Genomic DNA, 13,007 nt, shown 5'->3' with positions numbered 1-13,007 from the left:
CCCGAACCGGCCGCTCCCGCGCCGGTCGCGCCGCCACCCGCTCCTCCGCCACCGCCGCCTCCTCCCCCCGTGGAAGCGGCGCCCGCCGAAGCGCCGATGCGATTCACGCCGGCGCCCGAGCCGGAACCGGTCGCACCCGTGCAGCCGGAGGCCGCTGCACCGCCGCCGGTCGAACCTGCGGCCGCGATCAGCAGGAAGAAGAGGACGGCGGCGCTGCGCTCCATTATTTCGGGCCGCCGGCCTGGGCCGTGAATATGGGCCTGGTCGCCGAAGAGGGCGATCCGGACCTGCTCTTCTATCTCTCCAAGCCTGCCGAGCGGCGCAAGCTGCCGACCGGCGAGGAATATTTTGCCTTTGGCGCGCGGATCGTGAACAGCGGCAAGCAGGCGCTGCCGGTGCCGCCGGTGCTGGTGCAGCTGCGCGACCGGCAGAACCGGCTGGTGTTCAGCTGGACCACCAAGGCGGACAAGGCCCGGCTGAAGCCCGGCGAGGAAGCGTCGATCAACGAAAGCCGGATCGACATTCCGAAGAATGCCGAGAATCTCTCGCTGACCTTCGTCGAATAAACCTGACCGTCAGGGATAACTGACGGTCTTGGGCCGGCCCTGCGGGATCGGGATATATTCCTGATCGTCGCCCGGAATCAGCGGGAAGCGCATCGCTTCCCAATCCTCGCGCGCCTGCATCAGCCGCTCCTTGGTCGAGGAGACGAAATTCCACCAGACATGGCGCGGGGTCGCGAACGCCTCGCCACCACACAGGACCAGATTGGCGCCATGGTCGCTGTGCAGCGTCGCGGGCACGCCGGGGCGCAGCACATAGAGGGTCTGGGGTAGCAGTTCGACGCCGTCGAGCGTGGCCGCCCCCTGCCAGAGATAGAGCGCCCGTTCCTCCGCAATGGCATCGACCGGGATGGCCCCGCCGGGACGCAGCTGGATGTCGGCATAGATGGTGTCGGCATAGGTCGAGACCTGCGCCGTCTCGCCCCAGAGCGTGCCCATGATGACCCGCGCCCAGGAGGCATGATCCTCCAGCACCGGCAGGCCGCCGCCCTCGACATGCTCGAAGGCCGGGTCGCATTCCTCGTCACGGTCCGGCAAGGCGAGCCAGGTCTGGATCGCCAGCAGTTTCTTGTCATGGCCGCGATCGGCGGGCGGGGTGCGCTCCGAATGGACGATGCCCTTGCCCGCGGTCATCAGATTGACCGCGCCGGGACCGATCAACTGCTCCGTGCCGAGCGAATCGCGGTGGAGGAACGTCCCTTCCAGCATGTAGGTGACGGTGGCGAGGTTGATGTGTGGATGGGGGCGGACGTCCACCCCCTGCCCCGTCGGCAACAGCGCCGGCCCCGCCTGATCGAAGAAGATGAAGGGGCCGACCATGGTCCGTTCCTTCGCCGGGAGCGCGCGATGCACCTTGAAATCGCCCAGATCATGGGTGGTGGGCGTGATCGTCTGCAGCAGCAAATTGTCGCTCGACATGGGACGGCTCCTGTCGTTGGGGTTAGGCTTCTCCGGGCGCGCGGGCCTTGATCGCGAGCGCGTGGACCTTGTCGCGCAGCAGGTCGGCGAGCGCGGCATTGACCAGGCGCTGGCGGGCAACGCGGCTCTGGCCGACGAACCGTTCGGCGACGATCTCCACGGTGAAATGGCTCTCGCCCGACCCGTCATGGCCGGCATGGCCGCGATGCTTTTCGCTGTCGTCGATGACGGCGAGATGGGCAGGAGTCAGGGCGGCGCGCAGCCGCGCCTCGATTTCGGTGGCGACAGGGCCTTTGAGGTCGGTGGTCATGCGCCCTATATAGGCTGCTTTGCCAGCCATTCCATCAGGACAATCTTGAGTAGCGATCCCTTCTCGACCCGTCGTTTCAACCGTTTCCATGGCCGCGTGGAAAGCGACCGCCCCTGCGCCGTGCCCGGTTGCCCGGAACCGGGCGAATTTCGCGCGCCATTGCAGGAAGGCCACCGGTCGCATCAGGAGGGGCCGCAATGGCGCTGGCTGTGCCTGGATCATGTCCGCGCCTTCAACCAGGGCTATAATTTCTTCACCGGTATGAGCCCGGAGGAAATTGCCGCGGCCCAGCGTCCCTATGCCGGCTGGGAGCGGGAGACCCGCGCCTTTTCCAGCAATGCTGCCAGCCCGCCGCCCAAATGGTCGGACTTCCAGGATCCGCTCGACGCGATCGGCGCCAAGTTCAAGGAACGGGTGGCCAAGGCTCGGGCCGATGCGCAGGTGCGGCAGGACGGCCAGTTCCTGTCATCCGAGGATCGCAAGGCGCTGTCGGTGATGGGCCTGCCGATCGACGCCGACCGCAAGGCGCTGCGCACCCGCTATACCGAATTGCTGCGCCGCTATCATCCCGACCATAATGGCGGCGACCGCACCAAGGAGGGGCAGTTGCAGACTGTGATCGAGGCCTATGGCCATCTGCGCAAGGTGCCGGTGTTCGCTTAACTTCGCATATTTCCCGCTTATTTTGACATCAAGTTACAAGAGTTGGAAATCTTGCTGCGCGCGCCTGCCCAGCCTTATCCGGTCTAGCATCAGCCCCCGATGTAGGACAGGATGGCCTTGCCGGGTGGGAATGACGCTGCCATAGCGCCCGGCCCTCGATTTTCCCGGAGAGACCCCATGCAGGATCAGCCCCGCGCGCTGGGCCTTGATTTCGGCACGACCAACAGCGTCGCCGCCATCGCCGATGCCGGCCAATCGGAGCTGGTCGAATTTGCCGGCGCGCAGGCGACCGGCGCGGTTTTCCGGTCTGCCCTGTGCTTCTGGCATGACAGCCATGTGAAGGGCGGCATGGCGCATGAGGCCGGCCCCTGGGCGATCGGTGAATATCTGGAATTTCCCGAGGACAGCCGGTTCCTGCAATCCTTCAAGTCGGTCGCGGCCAGCCCGATCTTCGAGAGCGCCAGCATCTTCGAGAAACGCTATCGCTTCGAGGAACTGGGGCAGATGTTCCTGGGGAAGATGATCGGCCATGCCGGCGGCACGCTGGACAAAAGGCCGGAGCGGATCGTCGTCGGCCGGCCGGTCGAATATGCCGGCGCCCGGCCCGACGAGGCGCTGGCGCGGCAGCGCTATGATGCGATGTTCGCCGGCTTTGGCAGCGAGATTCATTATGTCTATGAGCCGCTGGGCGCGGCGTTCAGCTATGCCAGCCGGCTCGACAGCGCGGCGACCATCCTGGTCGCGGATTTCGGCGGCGGCACCAGCGACTTTTCGCTGGTGCGGGTCGAGGCGCCGGGCGCGGCGCGGCGCTGCGTGCCGCTGGGATCGGCGGGCATCGGCCTGGCCGGCGACCGGTTCGACTATCGCATCATGGACCAGCTGGTGCTGCCGATGCTGGGCAAGGGCGGCGCCTACACCTCCTTCGGCAAGGAGCTGGAGATACCGCGCAGCTATTTCGCCGATTTCGCCGACTGGTCGCGCCTGGCGCTGATGCGCAACCGACGGACGATGGACGAGCTGGCCAAATTGCAGAAGGCGGCGCGCGATCCCGCCGCGATCGGCCGGATGATCACGGTGATCGAGAAGGAACTGGGCTATCCGCTCTATGATGCGGTCGGCGCGCTGAAGCGGGCCCTGTCGGACACGCACAATGCCACCTTCCGCTTCGAAGGGGGCGGCATCAAGATCGAGACCGAGGTCGCGCGGGCCGATTTCGAGCGCTGGATCGCGGCCGACATCGCTGCGATCGAGGCGACCGTCGACAAGGCGCTGGCCAAGGCCAATGTCGCCCCGGAAAGCATCGACCGGGTGTTCCTGACCGGCGGATCGTCGCTGATCCCGGCGATCCGCGACATCTTCTTCCGCCGTTTCGGCCATGACCGGATCGCCACCGGCGGCGAGCTGACATCGATCGCCCATGGGCTGGCACTGGTCGGACAGGAGGCCAATCTGACCGAATGGGCCGCTTGATCGCCGGCCGCCTAGCCCCCACTGTCTCGACACACCCTTGCCCGATCGTTTAGGGCGAGAGTGACTCGCAGGAAGATGATGACGACATGACCGACATTTCCAACATCCAGCCCGATGCCCGTTCCGAGACGCTGATGGAGGCGCCCGACCGGGAGGTCGATGTGCGCGAGATGTTCGGCATCGACATCGACATGAAGGTCCCGGCCTTTTCCCAGGCCGACGAGCGCGTGCCCGACCTCGACCCCGCCTATGTGTTCGACCCGGACACCACGCTGGCGATCCTGGCCGGTTTCGCCTTCAACCGCCGCGTGATGGTGCAAGGCTATCATGGCACCGGCAAGTCGAGCCATATCGAACAGATCGCCGCGCGCCTGAAATGGCCGTGCATCCGCATCAATCTGGACGCGCATATCAGCCGCATCGACCTGGTCGGGCGCGACGCGATCGTGCTGAAGGACGGCCAGCAGGTCACCGAATTCAAGGAAGGCCTGCTGCCCTGGTCGCTGCAGCGCCCGGTCGCCCTGGTGTTCGACGAATATGATGCCGGCCGCCCGGACGTGATGTTCGTGATTCAGCGCGTGCTGGAAACCGACGGCAAGATGACCTTGCTGGACCAGAATCGCGTGATCCGGCCGAACCCCTGGTTCCGCCTGTTCGCGACCGCCAACACGGTGGGCCTGGGCGACACGACCGGCCTCTATCATGGCACGCAGCAGATCAACCAGGGCCAGATGGACCGCTGGAACCTGGTGGTGGCATTGAACTACCTGCCCGCCGCGACCGAGGCACAGGTGGTACTGGCCAAGTCCGGCGAGTACGACCATGAGGGCGGCCGCAAGGAGGTCGAGAGCATGATCAAGGTGGCGGAACTGACCCGCCAGGGCTTCATCAATGGCGATATCTCGACCGTGATGTCGCCCCGCACCGTGATCAGCTGGGCGCAGAATGCCTTGATCTTCAAGGATGTCGGCTTCGCCTTCCGCCTCTCCTTCCTCAACAAGTGCGATGAGGCGGAACGGCCGCTGGTGGCGGAATATTATCAGCGCGTCTTTGGCAAGGATCTGCCCGAGAGCGTGGCGAGCCGGGCGGGGTAAAACGTTATGTTCTTCTTCGATTTAGAACTTAATCGCTGGAAGACAGACGCCATTGTTGGAATTTCTCGGCCTTTTTCCAGCACCGGCGATGGCAACAAAAACCTCCGCACGGTGGAGCTTAAGAACGGCAAAACAGTAACAATTCACGAAGCAAATCTTCGAGATATTGAACAAGCAATCAGTCATATGATTCCCGCGAGGCCGGGCATCTTAGCCATTACGCATGAAGACGAAGAAGGCATCGAAACAAAACCGGTTATAGCCTGGGGAATAACCTTAGATGGAAGCATCCTACCGATTACACGCGACGGCATTAATGATGGTATGACTGGTACGTTACCTATCATAGATCCGGATGCTGATAAAAATGCTTCTGGCTTCTATCAGTCGGTCGATGCCTATCACGCAGCGCAAGCCAATGCCGAAAGCCAAATACCATGATCGTCGTCGAACGGATCGACCCCAATGGCGGCAGTGCGCATCGGATCAGCATCCGGGGCCATGAGATCGTCGCCGACATGTCGGCGCCCGACGGCCATGACGCCGGGCCGGACCCGCATGACCTGTATGATTCGGCGCTGGGTGCGTGCAAGGCGATGACCATGCTCTGGTATGCACAGCGCAACGGCATTCCGGTCGAGAATATCCATGTCGGCGTGGTGCGCGATGCGAGCCAGGAGCGGGCCGGGGTCTACAAGCTGACCACCCGCATCGCCGTGACCGGCCCGATGAGCGACGAGCAGCATGACAAGCTGATCGCGGTCGCGGCCAAATGCCCGGTCCACAAGCTGATGAGCGAGGTCGAGACGCAGATCGAGACCGTCGCCGTGCCGCGCGTGAACGATCCGGAGGGCCGGTGAACGCTGGCCCGCGCCCGCGCTTGGCATTATGATGGATATATGGACAGGAACACCGCCATCGATCGCCTGAAAGCCCATGAAGCCCAGTTGCGGGCCATGGGGGTGGTGAGCCTGTCCTTGTTCGGATCGACCGCGCGGGGCGAGCAACGGCCGGATTCCGATGTCGATGTCGCGGCAAAGCTGGTCGATGATGGCCGGATCGGCCTGTTCGAGGTGGCCGCGATCGGCGAAGCGGTGCGCGAGGCACTGGGCGTCGCCGTCGACATGGTCACCGAACCGGCCCGCAAGGCACGACTGCAACACGAGATCGATCGGGATCGCGTCTGTGTCTTCTAGCCGCGAAGCCCAGAGGCTGCAGGATATTGTCGAGAATATCGATGCGGCCCGTTCCTATGTCGGCGACATGGCGATCGAGGCCTTCATCGCCGATCGCAAGACGGTGGATGCCTGCGAACGCTGCCTGCAACGGATAACCGAAGCGGTGATCAAGATCGGCGAGGATCGGATGGAGGAAATTGCGCCTGCAATCCCCGCCAGAGCCATTCGCGGCCTGGGCAATGTCCTGCGGCATGAGTATGATTCGATCGACCTCCGCTATATTCTCATCACGATCCAGCGTGACCTGCCGCCGCTGCGTGCGGCCTGCATCGCCGCGCTGAAGGACTTCCCATGACCGAACGTTCCCCCCTCGACGCCTTCAAGGATGTGCTGGCCGGTACTGCGCGGGCGATGACGCGCGACATGGAGGTGGAGGTGAGCTTCACCGCCGACACGCCGCATATGGTGGGCAAGGCGATCAAGGTGCCGACGCCCAGCCGCGCCTTGCCCGCCGATCAGGTGGCGCTGGCGCGCGGCTTTGCCGACGCCAATGCGCTGAAGCTGCGCCACCATAATGCCAGGCTGCACAATGCGATGGCGCCGGGCGAAGCGGTGGCGCGTGCGGTGTTCGACGCGGTCGAGCAGGCGCGGGTCGAGGCGATCGGTTCGCGGGCGCTGGATGGCGTGCGCGCGAACCTCAATGAAGCGCTGGCGATGCGCCTGAAGTCCGACCCGATCCGCCGGGCACGGGCGGCGGACGAGGTGCCGCTGTCGACCGCGCTGGCGCTCAAGGTGCGCGAGCGGCTGACCGGCCAGGCGGTGCCCGAGGAATTGCGGCCGGCGATGAAGCTGGTCGACCAGTGGATCGAGGACAAGGCCGGCAGCGATCTCGACGCGCTGGGCCTCGCCATCGACGACCAGCGCGCCTTCCAGAAGCTGACCCAGGCGATGCTGGAGCATCTGCAACTGGTCGATGCCGACGTGCCGCCCGAAACCGACGACCCCGAGCCCGAGGATGAGGGCGAGGACAAGGAGGAAGAGCAGGAAGAAGGCGATTCCGGTCAGGAGGAATCGGGCGACAGCGACATGAACGCCGAGGCCCGCTCCGAGGATCAGGGCGGCGAGACCGAAGAGGGCGACACCGACTATAGCGAGGAGTTCGACGCCGACGCGGAAGACGGTGCCGACGATATGGGCGAGGAAGGCATGATGCCGGTGCGGCCCAATCGGCCGACATCCGACCTGCCCCCCGGTTTCGACTATAAATCCTATACCCAGAAGCATGACGAGGTCGTCACCGCCGACGACCTGTGCGACGAGGATGAACTGAACCGCCTGCGCGGTTTTCTGGATCAGCAACTCGTGTCCCTGCAGGGCGCGGTCACCAAGCTTGCCAACCGGTTGCAGCGCCGGTTGATGGCGCAGCAGCTGCGCTCGTGGGATTTCGACCAGGAGGAAGGGATTCTCGACGCCGCGCGGCTGGCGCGGATCGTGATCGACCCGACCCGGTCGCTGACCTACAAGATCGAGCGCGACACCGAGTTCCGCGATACTGTCGTCACCCTGTTGATCGACAATTCAGGATCGATGCGCGGCCGGCCGATCAGCATTGCTGCGATCAGCGCCGACATCATGGCCCGCACCCTGGAACGCTGCGGCGTGAAGACCGAAATCCTTGGCTTCACCACGCGCGCCTGGAAGGGCGGGCAGAGCCGCGAGGACTGGCTGGCGGCCGGGCGCCCGCCGATGCCGGGGCGGCTCAACGACCTGCGCCACATCATCTACAAGAAGGCCGACGAACCCTGGCGCCGGGCGCGCAGGAATCTGGGCCTGATGATGCGCGAAGGGCTGCTGAAGGAGAATATCGACGGCGAGGCGCTGCTATGGGCGCATGCGCGGCTGATCGCGCGGCCCGAGGAACGGCGCATATTGATGGTGATTTCCGACGGTGCGCCGGTCGACGACAGCACCCTGTCGGTGAATAGCGGCACCTATCTGGAACGGCATCTGCGCCAGGTGATCGACTGGATCGAGAACAGGTCGCCGGTGCAGCTGGTGGCGATCGGCATCGGCCATGACGTCACCCGCTATTATCGCCGCGCCGTGACCATCATGGACGCCGAACAATTGGGCGGCACGATGGTTGAACAGCTTGCAGGCCTGTTCGACGAGGATTGACCGGCCGTTCCGGCCCGTCGTCCCGCATTATTGAAATTCTGGAGAGGCAAGATGAGTGTCGCCTTTCGTCGCGAGAGCGACGATGAGCATATGGAGCCCAAGTTCGAGCTGCCGATCCCGCTGGGGCCGAACTGGGTCACGGCGCGCGGATTGCGGCTGACGCAGGAACAGGTGGCGACGCTGGAAGCGATCGACACCGCGGCGATGGACGAGGAAGCCGCCAAGAAGCACAAGCGAGTGCTGCGCTATTGGCGCACGCGGCTGGCGACGGCGGAACTGCGCCCGGCCCCGGATGGCGAAGCGGTCGCGTTCGGGACGCGGGTGACCTATCGGCTGAACGGCCAAGAAAAGACCGTGGCGATCGTCGGCGATGACGAGGCCGATCCGCATGAGGGGCGGATCAGCTTTTCCGCGCCGCTGGCCCGCGCGATGATGGACGCCGAGATCGGCGAGGCGGTCGATTTTGCCGGCAAGGACGGCGCGATCGAGATCCTGGCGATCGGGGTGGTGGACGAGGCGTAGCGCTTTACGCTTTTCGACAGGCTCGAAGCGAACGGCTTTTAGGCAATCGCATATAGAAGGGCCTCCCGGTGACTTGCCGGGAGGCCCTTTTCAGATTCAGGCGCCGCGCGCGGCTTCGAACAGGAACCAGGCGCGCTGTTCGGCCTGGTCGGTCCAGTCGTCGACAATGCCTTCGGTCGCATTGTCGCCTGCCTCGGTGGCGGCGGCCTTCACCGCGCGGAAGGTTTCGACCAGCGCCAGATTGTCGTCGCGCAGTTCCTTGAGCATGTCGGCCGGGCTGACGAAATCGGCGTCATTGTCCTTCACGCTCTGGTGACGGGCGACGTCGCCGATCGAGCGCAGCGTGGTGTTGCCGGTCTTGCGCACGCGCTCGGCGATCAGGTCGGTCACGCCCAGAATCTCGGTCGCCTGCTCGTCGAACATCAGATGATAGTCGCGGAAATGCGGGCCGGAGACGTGCCAGTGGAAATTCTTGGTCTTGAGATAGAGGGCAAAGCTGTCGGCCAGGGCGCCGTTCAGCGCCTCTGCGACCGACTTGGTGGCGTTGCTCTTGAGGTCGGTGGGCGTCTTGAGATCGGGGGCGGTCATGCACTGTCCTCCTGTTGGGGCGGAATTGATTTCGGACATATAATGATTGTCCGTCAATAAGGTGCCCCCGCAAGTGGGAAATCTTTGGGCAATTTATCGGTCAGGCTGATGAAGGGAATCGATCAGAGCCGCCCGATCGCGCTCATCGCCATGCCCGCGCCCGCCAATATGGCGATGCCGCCGCCGACCAGCCGAATCGCGCGCACCGGCAGCACGGAGAGGAACCGGTCGCGCATCAGGATCACCGGCACGCTGGCGGCGATCACGCCGATCGCGCCGCCGATCGCGGCCAGCGCCGGGTCGGCCGTGCGGGTGGCGATGCCCAGGATCAGGAATTGCGGGCCGTCGCCAAAGCCCAGGATGAAGACGCCGAGCGCAGTGGTGAGGAACGGCCCGATGCGCCAGTCGTCGAGCGTGTCGGGCATCTTCACCGGCCAGAGCAGGCCGACGCCCAGGAACAGCAGCGACAGCGCCATGAACAGGAGGCGCGCGTCATGGCCGAGCATCGGCCCGATCCAGGCGCCCGCTGCCGCGGAAATGGCAGCATTGGCGATGGCGGCAACGGCGACGCCGGCGATGATCGCCCCATCACGCTGGTAGCGATGGGCGAGCGCGAGCACGAGCAACTGCCCCTTGTCCCCGATTTCCCCGAACAGGCAGCCCAGCAGGGCGATCAACAAGGCGTCCATTCCAAATCCCGTCAGGCGTGCAGGCGATACACCGTAGCGGGCGCGGCGGCCGGCGGCAAAATATTGTCGAGCGGCGGCAGTTCGTCGGCGATCGCGTCCCGCATCCGGTCGAGATAGGAGAGGACGACCGAATCGAGCCCGTCGAGCGAGAGGACCGACTGGAGCGTGGCGGCCAGGTCGCCGACGCTGTCGACGCGGAATGCGCGCGCGATATGGCGGATCTGGTCGACCTCGTCATGCAGGCGCGGCACCGACACATGGCCGCGCTGGGCGGCGAGTCCATCGACCCGCCGCAGCAGGTCCGCCAGAATCGTCAGTTTCGGATCATGTCGCATGGAGCCATCTCCCTTCATCCGTGCCCCGCCTGGCAGCATGCGCGCATAGGGTTAAAGGGCCGTAAAGCCTGTTGCGCAGCCTCCATTGGGCGCGCGAGCCTTGACATCGGGGCGAATCTGCCCCAAGGGGCACCGCTGAAACGGGGCGGTCCGACAGGGCCGCTTTTCTTTTTACGCTATTTCAAGACCAGGGACCAAGCCATGGCCAAGCCGGCAACTGTCAAGATCCGCCTCGTCAGCACGGCTGACACTGGCTTCTTCTACGTCACCAAGAAGAACCCGCGCACCACGACCGAAAAGCTGAGCTTCAGCAAGTATGACCCGGTCGTGCGCAAGCATGTCGAGTTCAAGGAAGCCAAGATCAAGTAAGCCGCAGCGGGCTTCGCGCCCGCGCGCCTGATCTTTCGGCACCGAAAAAGGCCCGTCCCTGTTGGGAGCGGGCCTTTTCCTGTTGGCATTCGCGCCGGAGAGGCCCCCGATCCGAAGATCGGGAGCCCGATGTCGTCAGTTGCCGACCGGCTGGCCGTCGGTACGACGCACCACGATGGTCGAGGAGCGCGGCTGCTGCCCCGCCACCGGCCAGTTGCCGGTCGGATGCTGGATGTTGATGAAGAAGTTCTTGAGGTCCGGCGTATAGGCGATGCCGGTGATCTCACAGCCCGCCGGGCCGACCAGGAAGCGCTTCGACTGTTTGCTGGTCTGGTCGATATAATACATCGAATTATTGCCGAAGGCGCCGGTCATGTTGGTGGCAGCGCCGTTCAGCGTGCCGGCATTGCCGGTCAGATTATGGTCGGTCTGGACCCACAGGCGACCCTGGGGATCGATGCGGATGCCATCGGGGCTGGAGAAATAGTCGCCGCTGATATTGCCCTTGAGATTATCCTCCGCGAGCGCGGGGTTGCCTGCCAGCAGGAAGATTTCCCAAGTGAAGGCTGTCGCCAGCGGCGAGTCGCCATTTTCGCGGAACTTGAGGATATGGCCATGCAGGTTGGTCACGCGCGGATCGGGCGCATCGGTGACGCGGCGGCCGCTATTGTTGGTCAGCGTGACGAAGATCGCCTGCTTGTTGGGCGCAACCGTGATCCATTCCGGACGGTCCATGATGGTACCGCCAGCGACGCGGGCGGCCGACTGGGTGTTGACCAGCACATCGGCCTGGTTGGTGAAATTGACCGTCGTCGGGGTCGGCGGCGTGGTCGACTGGCTGACATTGCCCGGATCCTGGGCACCCGCGACCAGACCATTTTGCCCCTGGACCAGCGGACGCCATTCGCCCGTGCCGTCGGCATTGAAGCGCGCGACATAGAGGGTGCCATAATCGAGCAGGTCGGTGTTGGCGGCACGGTTGCTGCTGCTGAACGCCCGATCCGGCACGAATTTGTAGACGCAGCCCGGCGTCGAATCGTCACCCATGTAGAAGGCGACGCGGTTGTTGGCGTCGGTCATGTGGGCGACATTTTCATGGCTGAAACGGCCGAGCGCGGTGCGCTTGGTCGCGGGGGCCAGTTCCTGGAACGGATCGATCTCGACCACCCAGCCATAGCTGGTGTTGGGCTGGGTCGGATCGAGATAGTTGTTCGTCGTTTCCTCGCAGGTGAGGTAGGTGCCCCAGGGGGTGCGGCCCGACGAGCAGTTGTTGAGCATGCCGCGGATCGTGCCGGGCAGGACGCCCGCAGCAGGGCCGCCGACGCGATAGTCGGTGTTGCCGCTGTAGCGCTTGTTATATTTCGAGCCGGCCTTGACCGCGAACTTGCCGTCCGTGCCCTTGGTCACTTCGACCACGGCGATGCCGACGGCCGAGAGCGCGATCGCCTTCTGATCGGCGGTGGCGGTCGATGCGTTATAGCTGCCGCTGGAGAAGAGGATATTATAGTCGGGCAGTTCGAAGTTGATCGCGAGCAGGCCGCCGCTGTTGGCGTCGGTGCCGGTCAGTTCGAAATATTCCATGCCGTCATGATTGCCGCCGGCCCAGGCCGCGGTCTGGCTGACGCTGGTCGGGAAGGTGCCGTTGGCAAAGGCGGTGCCGGCTTCGACCAGATCGCCGGCCTTCAGCAGCACATCGACAGTATAGCCCGACGGCACGGTCACGGTGTCGTTGGTGTTGATCGCGACCGAGGTGAAGTTGATGCCATAGCTGGGCGTCGGAGTCGGCGTGGGGGTGGGTGTCGGCGTCGGCGTGGGTGCCGGCGTGCTGTCGTCGTCGTCATCGTCGCAGGCGGCGAGCGCGCCCAGCATCGGCAGCACGGACAGGCCCAGCAGGCCGTTCTTCAGGACGGAGCGGCGGCCCGGATTGGCCGCGACGATGGCTTCCAGGCTATCTTCGCCCGAAACAATCTTGGGCTGCGCATCGCGGAAGGCCGCGCGCGCCTCGTCGGTCAGATGAGACATGATAAAATACCCCTGTGCATCCGAGCGTCGGCATGACCGCCGCGCCCTTGGCGCGCATGACGTGACAGAGGAGGATGACGCGCAAACTGCGCTATGATGTCAGAGCAG

General features: G+C 64.6%; 16 protein-coding genes and 1 pseudogene. 11 read left to right on the top strand and 6 right to left on the bottom strand.

What is annotated here, in order from left to right:
• Nucleotides 1–566 (top strand): annotated as a pseudogene (locus CG471_RS19950) (thioredoxin); the annotation flags it as partial.
• Nucleotides 567–575: 9 nt separating this feature from the next.
• Here CG471_RS19950 and CG471_RS19945 read toward each other — a convergent pair.
• Nucleotides 576–1,481, bottom strand: coding sequence for a pirin family protein (locus tag CG471_RS19945; RefSeq protein ID WP_099233285.1), 906 nt, complete (start codon nt 1,479–1,481; stop codon nt 576–578).
• Between the two features lie 22 nt (nt 1,482–1,503).
• On the bottom strand, nt 1,504–1,791 hold the full coding sequence (locus CG471_RS19940; RefSeq protein WP_004208941.1) for a BolA family transcriptional regulator: 288 nt from the start codon (nt 1,789–1,791) through the stop codon (nt 1,504–1,506).
• Nucleotides 1,792–1,836: 45 nt separating this feature from the next.
• Here CG471_RS19940 and CG471_RS19935 point away from each other — a divergent pair, with 45 nt between their 5' ends.
• From CG471_RS19935 to CG471_RS19900, 9 genes are all read left to right on the top strand, one after another.
• Entirely contained in the window at nt 1,837–2,454 is a 618-nt protein-coding gene (locus CG471_RS19935; protein WP_099233283.1) for a J domain-containing protein, read from the top strand.
• A gap of 177 nt (nt 2,455–2,631) precedes the next feature.
• Nucleotides 2,632–3,924 carry an Hsp70 family protein gene (locus CG471_RS19930; protein WP_099233281.1) on the top strand — a complete coding sequence of 431 codons (1,293 nt, stop codon included), beginning with the start codon at nt 2,632–2,634 and terminating at the stop codon, nt 3,922–3,924.
• 86 nt (nt 3,925–4,010) lie between these two features.
• Nucleotides 4,011–5,018 carry a cobaltochelatase subunit CobS gene (cobS, locus tag CG471_RS19925; RefSeq protein WP_099233279.1) on the top strand — a complete coding sequence of 336 codons (1,008 nt, stop codon included), beginning with the start codon at nt 4,011–4,013 and terminating at the stop codon, nt 5,016–5,018.
• Between the two features lie 6 nt (nt 5,019–5,024).
• Nucleotides 5,025–5,459 (top strand): hypothetical protein, encoded by a 435-nt coding sequence (locus CG471_RS30285; protein ID WP_143560251.1) that lies wholly within the window; start codon nt 5,025–5,027, stop codon nt 5,457–5,459.
• Entirely contained in the window at nt 5,456–5,878 is a 423-nt protein-coding gene (locus CG471_RS19920; RefSeq protein WP_099233277.1) for an OsmC family protein, read from the top strand. Before CG471_RS30285 ends, CG471_RS19920 begins: the two co-directional genes overlap by 4 nt.
• Nucleotides 5,879–5,917: 39 nt before the next feature.
• Nucleotides 5,918–6,214: a nucleotidyltransferase family protein gene (locus tag CG471_RS19915; protein ID WP_004208946.1), complete on the top strand. Its 297-nt coding sequence runs from the start codon at nt 5,918–5,920 to the stop codon at nt 6,212–6,214.
• Nucleotides 6,204–6,551, top strand: a complete 348-nt coding sequence (locus CG471_RS19910) for a DUF86 domain-containing protein (protein ID WP_257211616.1) — start codon at nt 6,204–6,206, stop codon at nt 6,549–6,551. The genes CG471_RS19915 and CG471_RS19910 overlap by 11 nt, the downstream gene beginning before the upstream one ends.
• Nucleotides 6,548–8,374, top strand: coding sequence for a cobaltochelatase subunit CobT (gene cobT, locus CG471_RS19905; RefSeq protein WP_099233275.1), 1,827 nt, complete (start codon nt 6,548–6,550; stop codon nt 8,372–8,374). Before CG471_RS19910 ends, cobT begins: the two co-directional genes overlap by 4 nt.
• Nucleotides 8,375–8,425: 51 nt before the next feature.
• The gene (locus CG471_RS19900; protein ID WP_099233273.1) at nt 8,426–8,896 is read left to right on the top strand and encodes a GreA/GreB family elongation factor; all 471 of its coding nucleotides are present in this window, start codon (nt 8,426–8,428) and stop codon (nt 8,894–8,896) included.
• A gap of 96 nt (nt 8,897–8,992) precedes the next feature.
• On the opposite strand, the gene CG471_RS19895 is transcribed toward CG471_RS19900, so the two are convergent.
• From CG471_RS19895 to CG471_RS19885, 3 genes are all read right to left on the bottom strand, one after another.
• Nucleotides 8,993–9,484, bottom strand: a complete 492-nt coding sequence (locus CG471_RS19895; RefSeq protein ID WP_004208950.1) for a Dps family protein — start codon at nt 9,482–9,484, stop codon at nt 8,993–8,995.
• A 122-nt stretch (nt 9,485–9,606) separates the two neighbouring features.
• Nucleotides 9,607–10,173, bottom strand: coding sequence for a TMEM165/GDT1 family protein (locus CG471_RS19890; protein WP_099233271.1), 567 nt, complete (start codon nt 10,171–10,173; stop codon nt 9,607–9,609).
• Nucleotides 10,174–10,184: 11 nt separating this feature from the next.
• Complete coding sequence (locus CG471_RS19885) at nt 10,185–10,508, bottom strand: hypothetical protein (protein WP_099233269.1); 324 nt, start codon at nt 10,506–10,508, stop codon at nt 10,185–10,187.
• 201 nt (nt 10,509–10,709) lie between these two features.
• On the opposite strand from CG471_RS19885, the gene rpmG reads away from it, so the two are divergent.
• Nucleotides 10,710–10,877, top strand: a complete 168-nt coding sequence (gene rpmG / locus CG471_RS19880) for a 50S ribosomal protein L33 (RefSeq protein ID WP_004208953.1) — start codon at nt 10,710–10,712, stop codon at nt 10,875–10,877.
• Nucleotides 10,878–11,012: 135 nt separating this feature from the next.
• On the opposite strand, the gene CG471_RS19875 is transcribed toward rpmG, so the two are convergent.
• Nucleotides 11,013–12,899: a PhoX family phosphatase gene (locus tag CG471_RS19875; protein WP_004208954.1), complete on the bottom strand. Its 1,887-nt coding sequence runs from the start codon at nt 12,897–12,899 to the stop codon at nt 11,013–11,015.
• Between the last annotated feature and the right edge of the window lie 108 nt (nt 12,900–13,007).

The organism is Sphingobium sp. IP1 (assembly GCF_002708645.1).
GTDB classification, from domain to species: domain Bacteria; phylum Pseudomonadota; class Alphaproteobacteria; order Sphingomonadales; family Sphingomonadaceae; genus Sphingobium; species Sphingobium yanoikuyae.
The sequence above is the reverse complement of the archived record's forward strand: the minus strand, read 5'-3'. Positions and strand labels throughout refer to the sequence as shown.